The following is a 22,717-nucleotide window of genomic DNA, read 5'->3' as shown; positions in this document are numbered from 1 at the left end:
TCTCCTCCGGGGGTCCATGAGTATTGATTCGACCATCCTCTGTCGCCCATATGGATGTCAATATTGATTGAATCAATACATGGCCTTCGGGGCGGGACGGGGTATGGACCAGTCATGAAGGGGGATACGGTGACGTCATGACCCATGACGCGCCACCTCCACCCGGCCCGCTGCCCGTGACCGGTGCGCACGGCGCGGAGGCCGACGGGCGCAGGCTCACCACCCGGGAGGCCGCCGAACGTCTCGGCGTGAAGCCCGAGACGGTGTACGCGTATGTGAGCCGGGGGCAGCTCACCAGCAGGCGCGCGCCCGGCGGCCGCGGCAGTACGTTCGACGCCGCCGAGGTCGACTCCCTCTCCCGCCGGACGGGACGCAGGGAGTCCTCGGCAGCGGCCGCGGGTGAGCTGGTCTTCCGCACCGGCATCACCCTCATCCAGCCGGACCGGTACTTCTTCCGGGGCGTCGACGCGGCGGAGCTCGCCCGTCGCCACAGCTACGAGGAGGTCGCCGAGTGGATCTGGACCGGTGAACTCCACCGGGGCGTGCGGTTCACCGCGCCCCCCGAATCACTCACGGCCGCCCGGCGCACGGCCGCGGCGCTCCCGCCGCACAGCAGTTCGACGGACCGGCTCCGGGCAGCGGTGGCCGCCGCCGCGGCCACCGATCCGCTGCGCTTCGACCTCTCCCCGGAGGGGGTGCTCAACAGTGCGCGCGGTCTGCTGCCGACGCTTGTGGGCGCGCTGCCGACGACCGAAGGCGCGGACGTGGCCCCTCGCGACCGAGACTCGCTCGCGTCCCAGCTGTGGCCGAGGCTCTGCGGTGTGCGGGCGGACCCCGCGTCACTGGCCGTGCTCGACACCGCGCTCGCGCTGCTGGCCGACCATGACCTGGCGGCCTCGACCCTGGCCGCGCGGGTCGCCGCGTCGACCCACGCCCATCCGTACGCCGTGGTCTCGGCCGGGCTCGGCGCTCTGGAAGGGCCGCTGCACGGCGCCGCGAGCGGTGCGGCGCACCGGATGCTCTCGGAGGTGGTCGGCCGGGGCGGCGCGGCTCCGGTCGTCGCGGACCATCTGCGGGCGGGGCGTCGCATCCCTGGGCTCGGCCATCGGCTCTACACGGGCGAGGACCCCCGGGCGACCGTGCTGTTCGCCCTGCTGGACGAGGTCCCCCAGGCGGCTCCGGCACTGGAGGCGGCCCGTGCCGTGGTCGCGACGGCTGCTCGCCACACGCCGTTGCACGCCAATGTCGACCTGGCCATGGCTGTCCTCTCGGTCGCCTGCGGCATGCCGGCCGAGGCAGGCGAGACGGTGTTCGCGGTGTCCCGCACGGCAGGCTGGATCGCACACGCGATGGAGGAGTACGTGGAACGTCCGCTGCGACTGCGCCCGAGCGGGCAGTACACGGGCCCGCGCCCGCCGCAACCACTCCCCCCGGCCGGCTGATCCTGCAAATTAGCTACAGCCGACGCAAAAACTCGCGGGCCCCACCGGGCTCGCGTACGGGTGCTACCTGGACGGGCGGGCCGTCGAACCGCGGACGACGAGTTCCGGCTCGAAGAGCAGCTCGTCGGAGGGCACCGTCCGCCCGGCGATCTGCACCGAGAGCAGTTCGACCGCCGCCCTGCCCATGGCTTCGATCGGCTGGCGCACGGTGGTCAGCGGCGGTTCGGTGCAGTTCATGAACGCCGAGTCGTCGTAACCGACGACCGAGACGTCCCCGGGCACGGAGAGTCCGCGGCGCCGCGCGGCCCGCACGGCGCCGAGTGCGAGCGGGTCGCTGGCGCAGATGATGCCGGTGACCCCGTCGTCCAGGAGCCGCGCGGCCGCCGCCTGCCCTCCCTCGATCGAGAACATCGCCCGCACCACCCGCTCGTCGGGTACCGACACACCCTCCTGCCCGGCCAGCGCCCGAGCGGCGGACAGCTTGCGCTGGGAGGGCATGTGATCGGCCGGGCCGAGCACGAAGCCGATCTTCTCGTGGCCGAGGGAGACGAGATGGCGCCAGGCCTGCTCGACGGCCACCGAGTCGTCGCACGAGACGGCGGGGAAACCGAGGTGAGCGATGGCGGCGTTGATCAGGACGACCGGGATCTTGCGGTCGGCGAGCACCTTGTAATGGTCGTGCGGGGCGTCCGCCTGGGCGTAGAGCCCACCGGCGAACACGACCCCGGAGACCTGCTGCTGGAGCAGGAGCTCGACGTAGTCGGCCTCGGAGACCCCGCCCTTGGTCTGTGTGCAGAGCACCGGGGTCAGCCCTTGCTGGGCGAGCGCGCCGCCGACGACCTCGGCGAAGGCCGGGAAGATCGGGTTCTGCAGCTCGGGCAGGACGAGTCCCACCAGCCGGGCGCGCTCACCGCGCAGCTGCGTCGGACGCTCGTATCCCAGCACGTCGAGGGCGGAGAGGACGGCCTGCCGTGTGGCGTCGGATACGCCGGGCTTGCCGTTCAGCACGCGGCTGACCGTGGCCTCGCTGACTCCGACCTTCTGGGCAACCTGAGCAAGTCGTCGCGTCATGAACGCAAGATTAGCGCAAGAAACGCAAGAAGATTGCGTCGCTGCGAATACCCATAGAACGCTCACAGATGAGGGCCGTCGTGGCAAGCCCCGAGGCCGTGCTCCGGCAGGAGACTCGGGGCCTCACCACGCCCGCGAACCGGTTGGCCACTGCCCTGGCCGGGCCAGCGCGTCGCCGAACGGCACGAGGAGCGGTGCGAGGTGCCGTACGGCGGTGTCGTCCCGGTCCCGGGCCCGCAGCCGCCGGCCCGGACGGGCCGTGGTGCCGTGGACCTCCACCAGTCCTGCCAGCCTCGTGTCTTCCGGTGACCCCGAGCGGCAGCGGAGATTTCGGTCCGCACGGTCCGCCCTCTACGGTTCGTACGATGAGCGCCCCACCGACGACCAGCGCCCCGTCGGCCGACTCCCGCAGACATCGCGGCTTCGGCTGGCCGCGGAGGGTCTTCTCCCAGGTCCTGCTCATGCAGCTGGCCGTACTCACCGGCGTCACGGCCCTCGTCACCGGGCTCTTCCTCGCACCGCTCGGGGCCCAGCTCGACGACCAGGCGATGCGCCGGGCGCTCGCGATCGCGCAGTCCACCGCCGCCCAGCCGGGGATCGCCGACTCACTGCTCACCACCCGGCCCCGCCCGGACGGGCCCGTCCAGAGCGCCGCTGAGCGCGTCAGGCGGGCGACGGGGGCCGAGTACGTCGTGATCATGGACAGTCGGGGAGTGCGCTGGTCACACCCTGACACCTCCCGCATCGGCGGCCACGTCTCCACCGACCCCGGCGCGGCACTCGGCGGGAGGTCCGTGATGGAGATCGACAGCGGCACCCTGGGACGTTCCGCGCGCGGCAAGGTGCCCCTGCTCGACGGCTCGCACCGGGTCGTCGGAGCCGTCTCGGCCGGAATCGCCTACGACAGTGTCCGCGCACGGCTTCTCGCCGCGATCCCGGAGCTGCTCGCGTACGCGGGCGGGGCCCTGGCGGCGGGCGCGCTGGTCGCCGGCCTGATCTCCCGCCGGCTCCAGCGGCAGACCCACGACCTGGCCTTCTCCGACATCTCGGCGCTGCTGACCGAGCGGGAGGCCATGCTGCACGGCATCCGCGAGGGCGTCGTCGCGCTGGACGGGAGGGGCTGCATCCGGCTCCTGAACGACGAAGCACAGCGGCTGCTCGGCCTCGGCGCGGATGCCACGGGCATGCGTCCGGACGATGTCCTCGGTGCGGGCCGGACGGCGGACGTACTTGCCGGGCGGGTCCTCGGCGACGACCTGGTGGTGACCGTACGCGGCAGTCGCGTCCTGCTCGTGAACAGGATGCCGACCGGCGACGGCGGGGCCGTGGCCACCCTGCGCGACCGTACCGAGCTCGAGTACCTGGGCCGTGAACTGGACTCGACCCGCGGTCTGATCGACGCGCTCAGGGCCCAGGACCACGAGCACGCGAACCGGCTCCACACCCTCCTGGGGCTGCTGGAGCTGGAGATGCACGACGAGGCGGTGGAGTTCGTCACCGAGGTGGTGGGGGTCCACAGGGCGACGGCCGAGCAGGTCACCGAACGGATCCACGACCCCCTGCTCGCCTCCCTGCTCGTCGGTAAGGCCACCGTGGCGGCGGAACGCGGGGCGGCGCTGCGGATATCCGCGGAAAGCCTGCTCCCGGACCGGCTGGTGGACCCTCGCGGTCTCGTCACCGTCCTCGGCAATCTGGTGGACAACGCGATGGACGCGGCCGCCGGGTCGGCGGAGGTGTGGATCGAAGTGGAGATCCGGGCCGAAGACCGTACGGTCATCATGCGCGTGAGCGACAGCGGTCCCGGTGTCCCCGTGAGCGACCGGGAATCGATCTTCCTGGAAGGCTGGTCGACCAAGGAACTCCCGGCACACGGCAAGCGAGGGCTAGGCCTTCCCCTGGTGCGCCGACTGGCCGAGCGTCAGGGCGGCAGCGCGACCGTGTCCGCCCCGCTCGGGGGCGGCGCGGTGTTCACCGTCGTCCTCCCGGACGCGCTGTGCGAATCGGAGCAGCCGGTCATTCCCGGCCCCGGGGATGTGTGCGGTCACGGTCACGGGGATGGTGCCCGCGGGTTCCGCGTCCCCGATGAACCAGAGTTCGATGAGCCCGACCTCGACGAGCCCGACCGCACGGAAACCGGCCGCACGGATGAGAGGGCAGAGCTACGCGGAGTCCCGCCCGGCCCACGAACGCCCGTACGCCCCACGACACAGGGAGAAGACCGATGATCGAGGTTCTGGTCGTGGACGACGACGTGCGCGTCGCGCGGATCAACGCGGCCTATGTGGCCAAGGTGCCCGGATTCCGGGTTGCCGCGCTGGCGTATTCGGCGACCGAGGCTCTCGCCAGGCTCGGTGAGAGTCCCGTCGACCTGATCCTGCTCGACCACCACCTCCCGGACCGCAACGGACTGTCCGTGGTGCGGGAGTTGCGTGAGCTCGGACTGCACTCCGATGTGATCATGGTGACGGCCGCCCGCGACGTCACGACCGTCCAGGCCGCGATGCGTCACGGAGCCCTCCAGTACCTGGTCAAGCCCTTCACGTACGCGGGGCTCCGGACCAAGCTCGAGGCGTACGCGGCCCTCCGCCACTCCTTCGAAAGCGGTGGCGAGGCCGAGCAGGCGGAGGTGGACCGGTTGTTCGGGGCCTTGTGGGCCACGGACGGTTCCGAGCTCCCCAAGGGCCACTCCACCACCACCGCGGAACTCGTCCGCCAAGCCCTGCGAGAGGCCGGCGGTCCACTGTCCGCGCAGCAGGTCGCGGACGGCGCGGGAATGAGCCGGCAGACGGCGCAGCGTTACCTGAAACTGCTGGAGCGTACGGGCCGGGTGCGGCTGTCCCTCAGATACGGGGAGACAGGCCGCCCCGAGCACCGGTACACCTGGGCCGACGGCTCCTGAATCGGCCGGGCACTCCCGCAACGGATCAGACAGGCCGACGGTACGGGGGAGGCGACGGTACGGACACGACCGATGAACCAGACAGGCCGACGGGCCGGAGGGGCCGCCCGATCGGGCCTGCCGCAGATCGGCTCCCGCCCCGGTGGCCCACGCACCGGCGATACGGGGCCACCATGCCTGCGACGGCCTCCGCCGAGCAGGCGGGCGCTACGCCGCCCCCGCCCCGGTCAGTGACCGCACCTCGGTCTCCGCGTGCTTGGCCGGATCGGGAGGCTCCGGCGAGGTGACGGTACCGGCCCAGCCGGCCAGGAAACCGGCCGGGATCGACACCAGGCCCGGGTTCTCCAGGGGGAACAGTGCGAAGTCCACACCGGGGAAGAGTGAGCTGGGGCTACCCGAGACGACCGGGGAGAGCAGGACGAGCGCGAGGGCGGGGAGCAGCCCGCCGTAGACGGCCCAGACCGCACCCCGGGTGGTGAAGTTCCGCCAGAACAGCGAGTACACCAGCGCCGGCAGGTTCGCGGAGGCCGCGACAGCGAAGGCGAGTCCCACCAGGAACGCGACATTCAGGTCCTGGGCAAGGAGACCAAGCCCGATGGCCAGCACCCCGATCCCGGCGGCGGCCGCCCTTGCCACGCCCACCTCACTCCGCTGTCTGGCCCCCGGGCGCCGGAACGAGGCGTAGAGGTCGTGGGCCACGGACGCGGACGAGGCGAGGGTGATGCCGGCGACGACGGCAAGGATCGTGGCGAAGGCGATCGCGGCGACGACGGCGAAAAGCACAGTGCCCCCCGTGGAGCCCTCGCCGCCGCCCAGGACGAGGGCGAGGAGCGGGACAGCCGTGTTCCCGGAAGCGTTGGACGCCCGGACATCGGCGGATCCGACGAGTGCGGCGGCCCCGAAGCCGAGCACGATCGTCATGAGGTAGAAACTGCCGATCAGCCCGATGGACCAGACGACCGAACGCCGGGCCGCACGGGCGGTAGGGACCGTGTAGAAGCGCGACAGGATGTGCGGCAGGCCGGCCGTGCCGAGGACCAGGGCCAGACCGAGGCTGATGAAATCGAGCCGCGCCGTCCAGCTCCCCCCGTACTTCAGCCCGGGCGAGAGGAAGTCCCGCCCGTGCCCGCTGCGTTCGGCGGCGGATGTGAGCAGTGCGTTGATGTCGCCGTGGAAGCGGACGAGGACGAGGGTGGTGAGCGCGACGGCTCCGCTCATCAGCAGGACCGTCTTGACGATCTGGATCCAGGTCGTGGCGCGCATGCCGCCCAAGGACACATAGACGACCATGAGCGCCCCGACGCCCACCACCGTCCAGGAGCGCGCCGTGTCGCTGGTACCGCCGAGCAGGAGGGCGACGAGGCTGCCCGCACCCACCATCTGGGCCACCAGGTACAGGACCGAGACCGTGACCGACGAAGCGCCCACCGCCGTGCGCACCGGGCGCTCCGCCATACGGGCCGCGACCACGTCGGCCAGCGTGAAACGCCCGCAGTTGCGGACGAGTTCGGCCACGAGCAGCAGGACGACGAGCCAGGCCACGAGGAATCCGACGGAGTACAGCATGCCGTCGTACCCGAACAGGGCGATCAGCCCCGAGATACCGAGGAAGGACGCGGCGGACATGTAGTCGCCGGCGATGGCGAATCCGTTCTCCATCGGAGAGAAGAGCCGTCCGCCCGCGTAGAACTCCTCCGCGGATCCCTGCCGGTTGCGTCCGACCCAGGTGGTGATGCCGAGGGTGACGGCGATGAACACGCTGAACAGGAGCAGGGCCAGCGTCTGGTGGTCCTCTCTCACAGTTCGGCTCCTCTGGTCATTTCCTGTGTCTCCCAACGGAGTTCGAGCGCCGCCCGGTCACGGTGCAGCCGGGCGTGGCGCACGTACGCCCAGGTGAGGAGGAAGGTGGTGAGGAACTGCCCGAGCCCTGCCACCATGGCCACGTTGAGCGCACCCACGACAGGCCACGCCATCAGGTCGTGCGCTGTGGTGGCCGCGATGACGTAGGCGAGATACCAGAGCAGGAAGGCGGCGGCGGCCGGTGTCACGAACCTGCGGTAGCTACGGCGCACTTCGCGGAATGCGGGACTGCGCTGCACCTCCAGATAGATCTCGGCCGCGCTGAGCCCTCCCTGCTCCTCCGGCCGGGACCACCGCTCCTCGGCCGGGATCACCCTCGGGCCGTCCGGCTCGCCCCATCCGGCGGCCGGAGCCTCGTGCCACGGGTCCTCGAGCCGCATCGCTGCGGCGTCAGGCCCTGCTTCCTTCTCCACCCACAACTCCCTTGTCCGCGAGCCTTTTCGGCCGCGTAGCCAAGAATGGGCAGATCGGGAAGATCCCGGGCACATCATTCGCCGTGCTTCACCATTTCAGGTGACGGAAGTGCCAGGCGGCTGTGCGAGACCCTTGCCGTACGCATAGCGCACAGCACCGGTTCTGTCTCGTGCCCCCGTCTTGGCGAAGAGGTTGTTGATGTGTGTCTTGACGGTGGCCCGGGAGATGTGGAGAGTCCGGGCGATCTCGGTGTTGGACAGTCCGTCGGCGATCAGGACCAGTACCTCGACCTCCCTGGGAGTGAGACTGTCGGGAAGCTCCGCCGGGGGCGGCGCCCCGCTCGCGGTGACCTGCGCCGTGACCCGCTCCAGCAGCCTGCTCTGGACCTTCGGTGAGAGGCCGGCGTCACCGGCGAGCACCGCTTGGATCGCCTGGGCGATCTCCTCACCCCGTGCGTCCTTGGTGAGGTAACCCCTCGCCCCCGCCTGCAGGGCGGTGAAGAGCGAATCGTCGTCCGCGAAGGTGGTGAGCACCACCACCTGGGTGCCGGGGTAGTCCCTCCGGATCCGCCGCGTGGCCTCGACACCGTCGCATCTGGGCATCCGGAGGTCCATCAGAACCACGTCGGGCGACTTCTCGGCCACCAGAGCCACCGCCTCGTCGCCGTCCTTCGCCGCTCCGACCACCTCGATGTCCGGCAGCAGGCCCAGCAGCATGACGATGCCCTCACGCACCACCGACTGGTCGTCGGCGACCACCACCCGTGCGCTCACGCCGGCACCCGCAGATTCACCACGAACCCCTCCTCGCCCGGTCCTGCCTCCAGGGTCCCGCCGAGCAGTTCGGCGCGCTCCCTCATCCCCACAAGACCGTAACCCGAGCCACTGACAGCGAGTTCACCCACCGGTCGGCGACCGCCACTGTCCCGCACCTCCAGGACGATCGCGTCCGGTTCGTACTCCAGTCTGACGGTGACCGCCGCCCCCGGTGCGTGCTTCCGGGTGTTGGTCAACGCCTCCTGGGCGACTCTGCGCACGGTCTGCGAGGCCTCCGCGGTCAGCTCACGGCCCTCCCCCACCACGGACACCGTCGCGGGCCCGCCGGAGGCCAGCTGATGCAGGAAGTCCTCCACGGGGGTCATCTCCCCACGCAGGGCGGACAGCGCCTGACGGGTCTCCGCGAGGCCCTCACGCGCCATGGAACGCGCCGCCACGACCCGTTCCAGCACCTGGTCGCGGAATTCCCCGGCGGGCTCCCGCTCGATCAGCAGGCGTGCGGCCTCCAGATGCACCAGTTGGGCGGAGAGGCTGTGCGCCAGGACGTCATGGATCTCGCGGGCGATCCTGGACCGCTCCGCCAGGGCCGCCGCCCCCGCCTCGGCCTTCCTCGCGGCCCGCTCCTGGTCGAGCAGCCGCCGGGAGGCGCCCCGCGCCTCGGCATCGAGCCGCAGCACGTATCCACCCAGGCAGAGGCTTCCCGTCGTGATCACGGTCGTGAGCCAGCCGTCGCCCTTGACCACCGCGTACGCCAGGAGCGTCACCGCCGTGAGCGGCACCGCCGCGTACAGCGGGAGGCGCCCCAGCGCGACCACCGCGCAGCCGCACCACAGCGCGACGGCGATCGCTCCGGCGCCGGCCTCCAGGGAGAGGAACGCCACCACCGTCAGCAGGGCCAGCAGCCCGACGGACGGCCACAGGCGATGTTCCCTGGTCATTTGGAAGAACGCTCTGGCCGCGAGCGCACAGCCCGCCGTGACCACCAGGCCGAGGGCGACCTGCCAGAGGGTGAACCGTCCGTCCGCGAAGGCGTTCCAGAGGAGGCCGAGGGCCACCGCGGCCCACACCAGGCGCTGGAGCACGGCACGGAGCCCGGTCCTGGGAGTTTTGGTGAGGGCTTCCCGGCTGGGCCAGCTCATCCACGTGGCGCGGTTCACGCCCCGCCCTTCGACATGTGCCGAACGGGCGCCTCGGAAACGCCCCCGGCGGCGACGAACGCGGCGCCACCCCTGCGGCCACGGAGTTCCTTGGCTCGCAGGGCCAGTACGCCGCCTCGGGCGAACAGCATCGCCGCGAGCGAGACCAGCAGGGCCGCCGTCCCCTGATGGACGCCGAGCAGAACGGCCGCCACCGCCAGCGAGACACGCACCGCGATCCCGCCCGCCCACACGAAGGCGGTTGCTCTGGTGCCCCGGCTCCAGACGGAATCGTCCGGACCCTGCCGGAGGCGGGCGGTCCACCCCCACCCCGCGCCCGTGGCCAGGCCCGTCACGAGAGCTGCACCCAGCATCGTGGCCGAGAGCGTCTCGTGGTGGGGATCGACGGCCCCGTCGGACCGGAGTGCGACGACGAGGAGGACCGCGGGCAGCAACCACCAGCGCCGCTGCTCCCCGACCCGTCGGTCGGAGAACTGGCGCACGACGACAAACGCGACCACCGCGATGATCACCAGGACGTTGAACAGTTCCGACATTGCAGCCTCCGTGGGGCGTGAAGTTCGATGCCGTCAACGCTATGGAGGTGGAGGCGTCCTGAGATCGGCTCCAGGGCTGACCGTGGGTGGAGAATTCCTCTCCACCCACGGGTGGAGAGGCTCAGACGTCGATGCGGGAGCGGTCGAGGGTCGCCGCCGAGCTGGTGATGAACTCCTTGCGGGGCGCGACCTCGTTGCCCATGAGCAGGTCGAAGACCTGCTCCGACGATTCCAGGTCGCCGATGTTGATCCGCCGCAGGGTGCGGTGGCGCGGATCCATGGTGGTCTCCGCCAGCTGGTCCGCGTCCATCTCGCCCAGCCCCTTGTACCGCTGGATGGAGTCCTTGAAGCGGACGTTCTTCCGCTGGAGCTCCAGCAGCGTCTGCCTGAGCTCGCTGTCGGAGTAGGTGTAGATGTACTTGTCCTGGCCCTTCTTGGGCTGGACGAGCTCGATCCGGTGCAGCGGGGGCACTGCCGCGAATACCCGGCCGGCCTCGACCATGGGCCTCATGTAGCGCTGGAAGAGCGTCAGCAGCAGGGTCCTGATGTGCGAACCGTCGACATCGGCGTCGGTCATCATGATGACCTTGCCGTACCGGGCCGTGTCGATGTCGAAGGTGCGCCCGGAGCCGGCTCCTATGACCTGGATGATGGCACCGCACTCGGCGTTCTTGAGCATGTCCGAGACGGACGACTTCTGCACGTTGAGGATCTTGCCCCGGATGGGCAGCAGAGCCTGGAACTCACTGTTGCGCGCCAGCTTCGCGGTGCCGAGTGCCGAGTCACCCTCGACGATGAAGAGCTCGCTGCGCTCCACGTCGTCGCTCCGGCAGTCGGCGAGCTTGGCGGGCAGCGAGGAGGACTCGAGCGCTGTCTTGCGGCGCTGGGCGTCCTTGTGCTGGCGGGCCGCGATGCGGGTGCGCGCCGCGGCCACCGCCTTGTCCAGAACAGCCCTGGCCTGCGCCTTGGCGTCGCGCTTGGTCGACGTGAGGAACGCCTTGAGTTCCTTGGCGACCACGTTGGCCACGATCCGGTTGGCCGCGGAGGTGCCCAGCACCTCCTTGGTCTGACCTTCGAACTGCGGCTCCGCGAGACGCACCGTGACGACCGCGGTCAGCCCCTCCAGCGCGTCGTCCTTGACGATGTCGTCCTCGGCGACACGCAGGAGCTTGGCGGAACGCAGCGCCTCGTTGACGGTCCGGGTGAGGGAGCGCTCGAAGCCCGTGACATGGGTGCCGCCCTTGGGGGTGGCGATGATGTTCACGAAGGACTTGATGTTGGTGTCGTAGCCGGTGCCCCAGCGCAGGGCGATGTCCACGCCCAGTTCCCGGGTTACCTCGGTCGCCGTCATGTGCCCGCGGTCGTCCAGGACCGGGACGGTCTCCTTGAACGTTCCCGTCCCGCTCAGCCGCTGGACGTCGCACACCGCCTTGTCCTGCGCCAGGTACTCGCAGAACTCGCTGATCCCTCCGTCGAAGCGGAAGGTCTCCTCCGTCTTGCCCTCGCCGTCGATACCGCGCTCGTCGCGCACGACGATGGTCAGGCCGGGCACGAGGAAGGCTGTCTGGCGCGCCCGCTGGTAGAGCGTCTCGAGACTGAGCCTGGCGTCCTTGAGGAAGATCTGGCGGTCCGCCCAGTACCTCACCCGTGTGCCGGTACGCGTCTTCGGCACCCGCTTGCCCTTGCGGAGGCCGTTGGCGGGGTCGAACGGGCTGTCCGGCCCCGACTCGGTGAACATGCCGGGAACACCGCGGCGGAAACTGATGGAGTGCGTCGCGCTGTTCCTGTCGACCTCGACGTCCAGACGGGCCGAGAGAGCGTTCACGACCGAGGCGCCGACACCGTGCAGACCACCCGAAGCGGCGTACGAGCCGCCGCCGAACTTTCCGCCGGCGTGCAGCTTGGTCATGACGACCTCGATGCCGGAGAGCCCCGTCTTGGGCTCCACGTCGACCGGGATGCCACGGCCGTTGTCACGCACCTCGACGGAGCCGTCGTCGTGGAGGATCACCTCGATGGCGTCGCAGTACCCCCCGAGCGCCTCGTCCACGGAGTTGTCGATGATCTCCCAGAGGCAGTGCATGAGCCCGCGACTGTCCGTGGACCCGATGTACATCCCGGGGCGCTTGCGCACCGCTTCGAGCCCCTCGAGGACGAGAAGGTGCCGCGCGGTGTAGTTGGAGCTGTCCCTGTCTGCGCCGCCTGCTCCGGTCAGCAGCGCAGTGGACGGCACGGAATCGGCGGTCACGCGGTTCGCTCCTCGCTGAATTTCATTGGGGGCCCGATGGGTGACGGGCTCGGCCTCGGTAGCCGCTGAGAGCCTACCGAGGCCTGGTAGAGCGGTTGTAACGCCACCCATGGGGAATCCTTATGCTAGTGCAGCCTCGCATACACGTTCGATCATTCGTTGGAGTGACGTGCACATCACGTTCCCTTCGAGGCATGAACCATTTAGGCTCCGGGCACGTCCTCAAGAACAACCGGCAAGCCAGCCGGGGGGACCGGCCCACACAAGCAACGCGAAACCGTAGCGCTACGCAATACGGCACATTCGCCGCCAACCGGCGACAGACAGCCACTCCGAGAAGAAGTTTCGAAGAAATGCCACGAGCGGGAACGTTTTCGGCCTGGTTGGATGTTGACCCTGGTACGACAGCTCGTCGAGCTAGAGAAGAGGCGACGTGACTACTGTTCTGACCCCCGCGAGCCCGCTGACCGCAGCAGACCGCTGTGACCGTTGCGGCGCCCAGGCCTATCTGCGCGTCGTGCTGATCAGTGGCGGTGAACTGCTCTTCTGTGCCCACCACGGGCGCAAGTTCGAGCCGGAACTCAAGAAGATCGCCGCGGAAATACAGGATGAGACGGACCGGCTCACCGCCGTACAGGCAAGTGCCGCCGACGAGGAACACTGACACCTCGCATCCACGACGAGCCATGGGCACGGTCCCCGACCGGCCGACGGGCGGTCTCCCTCAGGGGAGGCCGCCCGTTCTCGTGCGAGCCGGAGTGTCGGTCAGGGGTTCACCTCTCCGCCGCCATCCACCGGATCGCGGCGGAGACCCGCGTGTACACACCGGGGCTGCCCGGCGCCCCGCAGCCGCTGCCCCACGAGACGAGCCCGATGAGCCGCCCACGGGCCACCAGAGGGCCTCCGCTGTCTCCCTGGCAGGCGTCCCGCCCTCCCGCCGCCACACCGGCGCAGAGCATCGACGAGGGCTCGTACGCGCCCTGTGTGCCCCCCGGGTAGGCCCTCGCGCAGTCACCGTCCGGCAGTACCCGTACCTTCGCGGCACGCAGGCCTGCCGCGTACGCCCCGTATCCGGTGGTGTCCCCCCAGCCGTACACAGTGGCGGAGGTACCCTCCGTGTACGCCTTGTCACCGGAGCCCGCCATGGGGATCACGCTCTCCTTCGGCAGCGCCTCTGCCAGCGTGAGGACGGCGAGGTCGGCGGAGTTGGTGCGCGGGTCGTAGACCGGGTTGACCCACACCGAACGCACCGGGATCTCCCTGCCGCCGGGCTCGTCCAGTTCGTCCCGCCCGGCTATGACCCGCAGGTCCCGGATCTCCGAGGGGGCGCCCCCCAGGACGTCCTCCCCCATGCAGTGCGCGGCTGTCAGCACCCGGGTCGGCGCGACCGCCACTCCCCCGCAGAACTGGCCTGCCCTGGTTCCTCCGAACCGGTCACGGCTGGAGACGGCCACGGCCCACGGACTGTCGGCGACGGCCGCCGGCCTTCCTCCGACGATGATGCTGTCCGCTTCTGCGAGGGCCGGGGTGCCGAGGGGTATCGCCGCAGCGGCGAGAGCCAGGGTGAACACGGCGGGAAGGACACGGACGGGAACGCGGTGCATGGGGGCTCCTGACACCTTGGTGAACGGTTCCCACTCAGCGTCATCCTCCGCGGTGCCCGCCGCACGTGGACATGGGCCGGGCCCGGAACCTGAGGAGGTTCCGGGCCCGGCCCATGTCCACGTCGCTCTTAGTCGAGGTAGTCGCGCAGCACCTGCGAGCGCGACGGGTGGCGAAGCTTCGACATCGTCTTCGACTCGATCTGGCGGATGCGCTCACGCGTCACTCCGTAGACCTTGCCGATCTCGTCCAGCGTCTTCGGCTGACCGTCGGTGAGACCGAAACGCATCGACACGACGCCCGCCTCACGCTCGGAGAGGGTGTCGAGCACGGAGTGCAGCTGCTCCTGGAGCAGCGTGAAGCTCACCGCGTCCGCGGGGACGACGGCCTCGGAGTCCTCGATCAGGTCTCCGAACTCGCTGTCCCCGTCCTCACCCAGCGGGGTGTGGAGAGAGATCGGCTCGCGGCCGTACTTCTGGACCTCGATGACCTTCTCCGGGGTCATGTCGAGTTCCTTGGCCAGCTCCTCCGGGGTGGGCTCACGCCCGAGGTCCTGGAGCATCTGACGCTGCACGCGGGCGAGCTTGTTGATGACCTCGACCATGTGCACCGGGATACGGATGGTGCGGGCCTGGTCGGCCATGGCGCGGGTGATCGCCTGGCGGATCCACCACGTGGCGTACGTGGAGAACTTGTAACCCTTGGTGTAGTCGAACTTCTCCACGGCACGGATCAGACCGAGGTTGCCCTCCTGGATGAGGTCCAGGAAGAGCATGCCGCGGCCGGTGTACCGCTTGGCCAGCGAGACCACGAGCCTGAGGTTGGCCTCCAGCAGGTGGTTCTTCGCCCGACGGCCGTCCTCGGCGATGATCTCCAGCTCGCGCTTGAGCTTCGGCGCGAGCTTGTCGGAGTTGGCGAGCTTGTCCTCGGCGAAGAGGCCGGCCTCGATGCGCTTGGCCAGCTCGACCTCCTGCTCGGCGTTGAGGAGGGGAACCTTGCCGATCTGCTTCAGGTAGTCCTTGACCGGGTCGGCCGTGGCGCCGGCGACGGCGACCTGCTGCGCGGGCGCGTCGTCCTCGTCGTCGTCGGAGAGGACGAAGCCCTTGTTCTCGCCCTCGCCCTCCTCTTCCTCGCCCTTGCCGACCTTGACCTCCTCGACGACGTCGTCGCCGTCGAGGAGCTCTTCGTCCTGCTTGCCGGACTTCTTCGCCGCGGTCTTCTTGACCGTGGTCTTCTTCGCGGCGGCCTTCTTGGCGACCGTCTTCTTGGCCGCGGCCTTCTTGGCGGGGGCGGCGACGGAATCGCCGGCTGCCGCGTCCGTGCTCTCTGCCGCCGGGGCGGCGGATGCCGCGACGGTCCGAGTCACGGCCGTCTTGGCCGGGACTGTCTTGGTGGCGGTGCGCTTGACCGGGCTCTTCGCTGCGACGCTCTTGCGGGCGCGCTTAGGCGACTCCGCGGCACTGACCATCAGCGTCACACCCTCTTCCTCGAGGATCTGGTTGAGGCTGCGCAGAACATTTTTCCACTGGGTTGGCGGAATCTGGTCAGCCTCGAAGGCCCGACGCACGTCATCGCCGGCGATCTGCCCATCAGCCTTTCCCCGCTCGATGAGCGCCATCACAGACTCGGACTCGGCGATCTCCGGCGGGAGCGTACGGGATGTGCTGGCCGACACGAACAACCTCTCGGAACGATGGAAACGGCTTCCGGCCCGGCCCTGAAGGGGGCTGGTACCGACGACCGTCGACTGGGGATGTCGCCGACGGCGCGGGCTTGGCCTCAGAACTGCACAGCGCACTACGTGGCTGCTGTATTCCTTCCGCGGCGGTCACCTCTTAAGTCATCGCACTGTTTCGAGGAGTGTTACGCCCAATTCGCGTGGCCCGAGTCACACCTCATTCGCGACAAACATAACCAGAGGCCGCATGTCCGCCCGACGCGCCGCCGAGCTGTCAGGGCTCGGCGGCACCACGGAGCGCACACACCCCGGCCCGGCGGCGCTCAGTGCTCGCGAGGCGCGGGAACCACCCGGTCCCCGTCGGCATGGCCGACGAGCAGTTGCCGCATCGCGGCCTCGGCGCCGGCGGCATCCCCCGACGCGAGGGCCTCCACGATCCGCGCGTGGTGGCCGAGAGACGCCTCCGCCGGCCGGTCACATCCGGTGACGGGGCCTCCGGAGACATGCAGCGCCGCCGACACGATTCCGGAGAGGTGCTCGAGCATGCGATTGCCGGCCGCCTGGATGAGCAGGCCATGGAACTCCGCATCGGCCCTGGAGAACGTGAGGGCGTCACCCTGCCCCATCGCGTGCCCCATGATCTCGATCATGTCGCCGAGACGCTGCTGAACGTCCTCGCGCCCGTGACCGGCGGCCAGACGGGCGGCCAGCGGCTCGATGGTCCAGCGGAGGTCCTCCAGCTCGCGGCGCTGGTCATCGCGCTGCGGCCCGAAGGCACGCCATTCGATGATGTCGGGGTCCAGCAGATTCCAGTCGCTCACCGGGCGCACCCGGGTGCCCACATTGGGCCTGGCACTGACGAGGCCCTTGGCCTCGAGAACGCGAAGGGATTCCCTCACAACGGTACGGGAGACCTCGAATCGCTGGCCGATCTCCTCCGGCACGAGCGGCCGGTCGGCACCGAGGTCACCGGAAACGATCATCTGGCCGAGCTGCTGAACCAGTTGGCCGTGCAGCCCACGCCCCCTCCCGGCCGTGCCGCGGCGGCCCGCCCGCCCCAGCTCCGTATCGGCACCGCCCCAGGAACGGAGTGCGGTGGCGCGCTCGCCGGCCGGCGTCTCCGTGTAGGGGTAGCGGTCGAGTTCGCCCGGACCGGCGAGGCCGGAATCGGCGGAGCGGGCGGCGGTCATCATGGTGTGCGCAAGGGTACTCACGCATCCTTTGTCGGCGCCGCCCAGGCACCCCTTGAGGTCTTTGCTGAAAAGCACACGAAAGGGTGATCGGCACCCACCTCTCAATTGACGCGTTATCGGTATAAATCGCACCCTTGCAAGAGAGTTGAGCCTGTGACGCTGTCGAACTGGCGTTCCGCAGTCACCAACGAGCTCTCCCCCGAAGGCCGGTGAACACATACGCGCAGACCAGTGCGGCCAACGACAGGGAGAGCGCCAGTCCCACGGGCTGGGCGACGACCCTCACCACGGCCATCGCCCATCTGTCGACCTGGTCAGGCCACTGCAGCCACCCGAGTTCACGCAGACGACCCGGCAATCCGACGATCGAACGGACCGACGGCCCTGCCAGGAGCTTCTGCACGAGCGGCAGAACGAGCACCGGAATCGCCAGCACCGCGGCGACACCGGCGACAGTCAGCCGGAACACGCCTGCCCCGAGCAGGCCCGCCCAGGCACAGCCGATCGAGAGCCCCAGCCAACTCGCCGCCATCTGCGGGGCGTTCACCGGTACGGCCACCAGGCCTCCGCCGTAGAGGAGGCGCAGGGTTTCGGCGTTGACCAGGACGGACAGCGCCGCGAGCAGCACGGCGACGCCACCGGAGACCACAAGTTTGGCCACCAGGAGTCCGAGGCGGCGCGGGACCGTGCCGCGCCCGGCAGCGAGCGCCGGGTAGCGGAACTCGTCGCCGAAGCAGAGGGCACCCAGCAGACCCGCGGCGAACGCGGCCGGGGGCAGCGGCAGCAGGTCAGGCCACGCCGCCAGGAGGTCGGGGAGCGGCGTCGTTCCGGAACGTGCGAGCAGCACGGAGAGACCTGCGGAGACGGCCAGGACACCCGCCAGGATCAATGCCGTCGTCCTCACGCCGAAGAGGCGACGCAGTTCGTAGCGCAGGGGGCGCAGCGGGCCCCGCGCCGGGCGTACGGGGATCGGAGGGGGCAGCTGGGAGATCGCGACGGCCGAGGCGGGCCCCGGCAGGACGATCCTGTGCGGGCCGACACCCGGGCCTGCGACGGGAGCGGGGGGCGGACCCGCGTCCCCGGTCTCGTCGGCGAGCTGGTGAACGGGAACGCCGTGCCGGTAGGCCGCGTCCCCGACCTCCGCACAGCTGCTGCCGTACACCGACAGCCTGGTGCCGTCCTCCGCGACAACCTCGACCGAGCGCCGGGCCGCTCGGGCCTCACGGCTCACCACCGAGGCCAGCCGTGCCGCCTGCGGCGTGCGCACAGCGACCCTGGGGCGCAGCCGCGTACGCGAGAATTCCCGGACATCCTGGTCCGCGACGAGACGCCCGCCGTCGATGGTGATCACGCGATCGGCCGCCTGGGCCGCCTCCTTGGGGTCGCTGATCGCGTGGAGGACGGTGCCGCCTTCGGCGGCGTGGGCGCGGAGCAGACCGTGGAGCCAGCTCCTCTCCCGCGGCGAGAGCCCCTCGGCGGGCTCGTCCAGGACGAGCGTGTGGGGATCACCGAGCAGTGCAGTGGCGAGGCCGAGCCTCCGGTCCATGCCGGCGGAGAGGGTTCCGATGCGCTGGTCCCCCAGGCCCGCCAGCCCTACCACCTCGAGCAGCTCATCCGCTCTCGACGCCGGGACGCCGGCTGCGGCACAGAGCATGCGGAGCTGGCCACGAGCGGTACGCGCGGGATGCCCCGGTACGTCGCCGAGCAGCACTCCGACCTCGCGAGCGGGATGGCCGATGCGGTGCAGCGGCCTGCCCTTGAAGTAGGTAACACCTCGCCCTGCTTCGATCTCGAGCATCAGACGGAGGGCTGTGGACTTGCCGGAGCCGGGGGCGCCGAGCAGCGCCGTGACGCAGCCGGGCGGCGCTTCGAAGGTCAGGTCGTCGACGATGGGAGGACGGTCGCGGCGTGGGGCGCTGGTGAGTCCGATGGCCTGGAGCATCGCTTCTCTCGCGGAGGGTGTGACCGCTCGGCGGCAGGGTGAGTACCCCAGCAAGATAACGCGACATTTCGGACTTTTTGTGCACCGGTGGTTCCGTGGGCGTTCCGCAGGTCCCACAGGACGGGACCTGGGGACCCTTGAGTGCTCAGACCTCCGGCCTCAGCATCGGCGGGTTGAGCACGGTCGCGGCACCGGCGCGGAACAACTGTGCGGGGCGGCCTCCCTGACGCGTCGTCGTCCCTCCGGACGGCACCAGGAAGCCGGGCGTGCCTGTGACCTTGCGGTGGAAGTTCCTCGGGTCCAGCACGACTCCCCACACCGCCTCGTACACTCTGCGCAGTTCACCGACGGTGAACTCGGGCGGACAGAACGCCGTGGCCAGCGAGGAGTACTCGATCTTCGAGCGGGCCCGCTCCACTCCGTCGTCCAGGATGCGCGCGTGGTCGAAGGCCAGGGACTCGGAGTCCTCGCCCTCGCGCGCGAACCCGCCACCAGGGCCGAGCAGATCTTCCACGGAGGCCCAGCGGGCGCTGTTCGCGTCCCCTCCGGCACGCGGCGCCGGCAGGTCGGGCGCCAGCGCGAGATGCGCCACGCTGACAACCCGCATCCGAGGGTCTCGGTCCGGGTCACCGTAGGTGGCCAACTGCTCAAGATGAGCGCCGCTCCCCGGAGCCGGGGCGGACGGGTCGTGGACGCAGAGCCCCGTCTCCTCGACCAGCTCACGTGCGGCGGCGGCGCCGAGGTCCTCATCTGTCCTGACGAATCCACCGGGGAGGGCCCACCGCCCTTTGAACGGTGTTTCACCACGGCGCACGACCAGGGCGCACAGCGCGTGACGTCGCACCGTGAGGACAACCAGATCGACGGTGACAGCGAAGGGCGGGAAGGTCGACGGGTCGTAGGGCGGCATGCTGAAATCATAGTCGTCTCCCTGACGATAAACACTCCCCTGACGACACCTGTTCCGTTCCGGGCCCGGTCCGCCTGCCCTCGCTGTGGCGGATCCTGTGGCCGACACGGCGGCTCGTCAGCTGGGACCACCCGGCGATCGCCCGCCGCCGTCCGTGCCGCGCCGGCTCAGACGCCGCGGGTCCCGAGCCTGTCCCCGGTTCATGTCCCTGCCCGGCCGGGAGCCGGAGGGTACCCTCCCGCCTGTCGAACGCCGCTTCCGTTTCGCGTCCCGACCATCCGACGGGCACGGCGCCGACCGCCGCCTGGCCGCTCGCCGCGCGCGGGTTCCGGACGCGCGGTCATCCTGCTGCCCTGCCCGCGCGGCCCGCTCGCCACGGAGGCAGCGTCGCAGCGTCTCCGGGTCCAGGCCCTGGTTGCACGCCTGATGCAGCAGTTGGGCGAACGTGTAGTGCGGATCGGCCCGCAACGCGAGCCCCAGGGCGACCCTCGCTCCCGCCTCGTCACCGGTGGACCACGAGACCCAGCCGGCCAGCGTCAACGGGGCGGCGGCGTGTTCGACGAAGGGACCGACACAACGCCGCGCCAGTGCCCGCCACAGCCGCAAGGCCGTTTCCGCCTCGTGCCCCTCCATCCACTCGGCCGCGCGGTCCCGGGTCTCGCGGTCCTGGAGACCGAGGATCACCGCGGCCGCCTCCTCGGCCGTGATCAGACGGTCGTCCGCGATGTCGGCGAGGGCGGGGCCTGCCGCAGGAGCGCTCCCGAGGCGCTCCCTGAGCCTGCCTGCGAGCGCAAGGGTCTCGGTGGCAACCACTCCACGCCCCTCGGGATCCAGGATCCGGGACACCAGAACGGCGCCCGCGCTGTCCAGAGCACGCTCCTGCTCCCGGGCCGCCTCGCTCTCCCGAGGCGTGAACCGAGCCTCCATGTCGCTCAACGAGCCCCGCACCTGAATGCCCGCATACGCAGCCGCGGCGGCCATGACCGTCGTGCCCGGCAGTGCCATCGGGTTGCCCTCCGGAGGGCAACAGCGGTCATCCGGGCAGCAGTAGGACCAGTAGCGGCCGTCCGAGATGCACAGCGCCTCCAGCACGGGGACGTCGAGCGATCCGCAGGCCGTGCGCAGGCACTGGGCGAGCGGCCTCAGCCGCTCCATCGTCCGGGGGGCGTCCTCTCCCCCGCCCGGGTCCTGGCAGAGGAAGACGATGATCGCGTCAGGACGGGAACCGCGTTTCTCGCTGCCCTCGATCAGACTGCGTGCGAGCTGGCCGGAGACCGGCTCCCACTCCTGAGGATCACGCGGGATACCCAGCCTGAGCCGACCACCGAAGCGGCCCCGGCCGCCGTGGAGGGCCACCATGACCACGCTGTCGTTCGGGTGGAAACCCATCAGGTACGGGAGTGCGTCGGCGAGTTCGGCAGGGCCGCGCAAGGTGATCTGCTGCGCGTCGGACGGACTGGTTTCGTCGTGCTCGTTCATGGCATGACCGTCCCGCGTGGCGCCGAATTCCGCGACCCCTGTGGATAACTTTGTCCACAGCTCTTGCCCGCCAGGTGCGGGAAGTCCGTGTGATCGGGTTGCATGGCGGCATGAAGCAGCACGGTTTCCGCCGCCACTCTGTTCGGAACAAGGGGCGCGCCGGTCCGCCGGCCGCGCGCTCCTCGACCGCCGCACCGCGCCCTGCGGCACCACGGTGCGCGGTGCGCGGTGCGCGGTGCCGCAGGGTGCGGTGCGCGGTACGCAAGAGGGGACCCGCGTCCGGTAGGCCCTCCGCTGAATTCAGCTCGTACGACCGCCTGATGACTCGTGCACCGCAGTGCGGCGTGCCCGTGCGGGCCGAATCAAGCCGTCCACCAGCGGGGTGAGCCGGGCAAAGCCTTGCCGGGCGGGAATGCGTGCGCCCTTCTGCCACCGCGCGAGTCCGGCCCGCCGCACTTGTGAACTCGGTCCCGCTGCCGGACACATGACCAGGGGAGGTGAGGCCCGGACGATCAAGTCGGTTGAGGTATCAGCCCGTCCGGCGTACCGGTTGCCGCAGGATGGTCCGGAGCCGTGCCGGATCGGTCCGGCGGGGGTCGCTGAGGTAGATCTCGTGGTGCAGTCCGGTCATCCGCAGATCGTGGGCGGTCAGGTACTCCCCGTGGAGTTCGGCAAGTGCGGGCCCCTCGTCGTCGTAGGGCCCGATGTGCAGGCACTGGGCGCTGGTCCCCTCGTTCAGGGACTCGGAGCGGACGTCGGCGATGGTGGGAAGACTCTTCTTCTCCAGCGCCGCTCGCCGGGCGTCCTCCACGAGTTCCTCGGTGATCCAGTCGGGCCGGCTGATGAGCATCCGCCAGTGCCACGTGTGTTTCGCGCGGGTGGTGAACGCCTCCGGGGTGTCCGCCCACCACAGCCCTTCGAGAGGCCCCACGACGAAATCCCGGTCGAGAGCTCGTCTGCCGGTGAACTTGAGTGTGTAGGCGACCGAGTAGAGCGCCTCCACCGCCCGGGTGTACGAGGCATCGGTGTTGGGATCTCCACGTCCGTCGACGGCGATGAACCGCTGCGCGGGAACATCGACGAGTGCCCACTCGGAGTTCGTCGGCGCGTAGCACCGTTTGAGATCGCGTTTGACGTCGTAGGGCGGCACAGGGGTCCTTCGTCGTGGTGAGGACGGGCAGGGGCATCGTGGCCGGTGACCAGATGGGTTCGAGCCGAGGGGCCGGCAGCCGCTACGGCCTGCGGAGTCCATCGTCTCGCGGGCGTCGGACCGGCCTTCCGGTCAAAGAACCAGCTTCATGGTGGCGTTCCGTGTCGTTCGCCTTTCGGTCACCGTTCACCGTTCCACGTTCCCCGGTCCCCCGTCCCCCGTCCCCCGTCCCCCGTACGATATCCGCGTGGCCGCAGCGCTCCACCGTCTACCGGAGCGGGTCCGACACACCGCGGCTGTGGGACCGGCGGTGGACGCTGCCGGGTTCCCAGGTGCCCCGGCAGCCCACGCGCTCGTGGT

18 protein-coding genes are annotated in these 22,717 nt (G+C 70.1%); 4 read left to right on the top strand and 14 right to left on the bottom strand.

Annotation, left to right across the window (positions count from 1 at the left end):
• Positions 1–137 precede the first annotated feature (137 nt).
• Positions 138–1,442 carry a citrate/2-methylcitrate synthase gene (locus ACGFNN_RS32120; RefSeq protein WP_393561221.1) on the top strand — a complete coding sequence of 435 codons (1,305 nt, stop codon included), beginning with the start codon at positions 138–140 and terminating at the stop codon, positions 1,440–1,442.
• A gap of 63 nt (positions 1,443–1,505) precedes the next feature.
• Here the strand turns inward: ACGFNN_RS32120 and ACGFNN_RS32115 are convergent, their stop codons facing one another.
• Positions 1,506–2,513, bottom strand: a complete 1,008-nt coding sequence (locus ACGFNN_RS32115) for a LacI family DNA-binding transcriptional regulator (RefSeq protein ID WP_393561219.1) — start codon at positions 2,511–2,513, stop codon at positions 1,506–1,508.
• A gap of 365 nt (positions 2,514–2,878) precedes the next feature.
• Here ACGFNN_RS32115 and ACGFNN_RS32110 point away from each other — a divergent pair, with 365 nt between their 5' ends.
• Both ACGFNN_RS32110 and ACGFNN_RS32105 read left to right on the top strand, forming a co-directional pair.
• A complete protein-coding gene (locus ACGFNN_RS32110) occupies positions 2,879–4,738 on the top strand; it encodes an ATP-binding protein (RefSeq protein ID WP_393561217.1) in 1,860 nt (619 codons plus the stop codon).
• Positions 4,735–5,412, top strand: coding sequence for a response regulator (locus ACGFNN_RS32105; RefSeq protein ID WP_393561215.1), 678 nt, complete (start codon positions 4,735–4,737; stop codon positions 5,410–5,412). The genes ACGFNN_RS32110 and ACGFNN_RS32105 overlap by 4 nt, the downstream gene beginning before the upstream one ends.
• A gap of 207 nt (positions 5,413–5,619) precedes the next feature.
• Here ACGFNN_RS32105 and ACGFNN_RS32100 read toward each other — a convergent pair whose 3' ends face one another.
• From ACGFNN_RS32100 to ACGFNN_RS32075, 6 genes are all read right to left on the bottom strand, one after another.
• Positions 5,620–7,212, bottom strand: a complete 1,593-nt coding sequence (locus tag ACGFNN_RS32100; protein ID WP_362671305.1) for a cation acetate symporter — start codon at positions 7,210–7,212, stop codon at positions 5,620–5,622.
• Entirely contained in the window at positions 7,209–7,685 is a 477-nt protein-coding gene (locus ACGFNN_RS32095) for a DUF485 domain-containing protein (RefSeq protein ID WP_393561213.1), read from the bottom strand. Before ACGFNN_RS32095 ends, ACGFNN_RS32100 begins: the two co-directional genes overlap by 4 nt.
• A 96-nt stretch (positions 7,686–7,781) precedes the next feature.
• A complete protein-coding gene (locus ACGFNN_RS32090) occupies positions 7,782–8,459 on the bottom strand; it encodes a response regulator (RefSeq protein ID WP_393561211.1) in 678 nt (225 codons plus the stop codon).
• A complete protein-coding gene (locus ACGFNN_RS32085; protein WP_393561209.1) occupies positions 8,456–9,619 on the bottom strand; it encodes a sensor histidine kinase in 1,164 nt (387 codons plus the stop codon). Before ACGFNN_RS32085 ends, ACGFNN_RS32090 begins: the two co-directional genes overlap by 4 nt.
• Entirely contained in the window at positions 9,616–10,155 is a 540-nt protein-coding gene (locus ACGFNN_RS32080; protein WP_393561207.1) for a DUF1453 domain-containing protein, read from the bottom strand. Before ACGFNN_RS32080 ends, ACGFNN_RS32085 begins: the two co-directional genes overlap by 4 nt.
• Before the next feature lie 121 nt (positions 10,156–10,276).
• Positions 10,277–12,403 (bottom strand): type IIA DNA topoisomerase subunit B, encoded by a 2,127-nt coding sequence (locus tag ACGFNN_RS32075; RefSeq protein WP_393561205.1) that lies wholly within the window; start codon positions 12,401–12,403, stop codon positions 10,277–10,279.
• A 433-nt stretch (positions 12,404–12,836) separates the two neighbouring features.
• Between ACGFNN_RS32075 and ACGFNN_RS32070 the strand changes: the two genes are divergently transcribed.
• Positions 12,837–13,067 (top strand): hypothetical protein, encoded by a 231-nt coding sequence (locus ACGFNN_RS32070; protein WP_073748127.1) that lies wholly within the window; start codon positions 12,837–12,839, stop codon positions 13,065–13,067.
• A 109-nt stretch (positions 13,068–13,176) separates the two neighbouring features.
• Here the strand turns inward: ACGFNN_RS32070 and ACGFNN_RS32065 are convergent, their stop codons facing one another.
• From ACGFNN_RS32065 to ACGFNN_RS32035, 7 genes are all read right to left on the bottom strand, one after another.
• Entirely contained in the window at positions 13,177–14,007 is an 831-nt protein-coding gene (locus ACGFNN_RS32065) for a S1 family peptidase (RefSeq protein ID WP_393561203.1), read from the bottom strand.
• A gap of 128 nt (positions 14,008–14,135) precedes the next feature.
• Positions 14,136–15,680, bottom strand: coding sequence for an RNA polymerase sigma factor (locus ACGFNN_RS32060; RefSeq protein ID WP_393561201.1), 1,545 nt, complete (start codon positions 15,678–15,680; stop codon positions 14,136–14,138).
• A 326-nt stretch (positions 15,681–16,006) separates the two neighbouring features.
• Positions 16,007–16,897, bottom strand: coding sequence for a FadR/GntR family transcriptional regulator (locus ACGFNN_RS32055; RefSeq protein ID WP_362556370.1), 891 nt, complete (start codon positions 16,895–16,897; stop codon positions 16,007–16,009).
• Between the two features lie 160 nt (positions 16,898–17,057).
• Complete coding sequence (locus ACGFNN_RS32050; RefSeq protein ID WP_393561199.1) at positions 17,058–18,818, bottom strand: ATP-binding cassette domain-containing protein; 1,761 nt, start codon at positions 18,816–18,818, stop codon at positions 17,058–17,060.
• Between the two features lie 145 nt (positions 18,819–18,963).
• Positions 18,964–19,728 carry an NUDIX domain-containing protein gene (locus ACGFNN_RS32045; RefSeq protein ID WP_362556375.1) on the bottom strand — a complete coding sequence of 255 codons (765 nt, stop codon included), beginning with the start codon at positions 19,726–19,728 and terminating at the stop codon, positions 18,964–18,966.
• 117 nt (positions 19,729–19,845) lie between these two features.
• On the bottom strand, positions 19,846–21,207 hold the full coding sequence (locus tag ACGFNN_RS32040) for a DUF4192 domain-containing protein (RefSeq protein ID WP_393561197.1): 1,362 nt from the start codon (positions 21,205–21,207) through the stop codon (positions 19,846–19,848).
• A gap of 529 nt (positions 21,208–21,736) precedes the next feature.
• Entirely contained in the window at positions 21,737–22,357 is a 621-nt protein-coding gene (locus ACGFNN_RS32035; protein ID WP_393561195.1) for a GyrI-like domain-containing protein, read from the bottom strand.
• Between the last annotated feature and the right edge of the window lie 360 nt (positions 22,358–22,717).

It is taken from the genome of Streptomyces sp. NPDC048590, assembly GCF_043199535.1.
Lineage (GTDB): Bacteria > Actinomycetota > Actinomycetes > Streptomycetales > Streptomycetaceae > Streptomyces.
The sequence above is the reverse complement of the archived record's forward strand: the minus strand, read 5'-3'. Positions and strand labels throughout refer to the sequence as shown.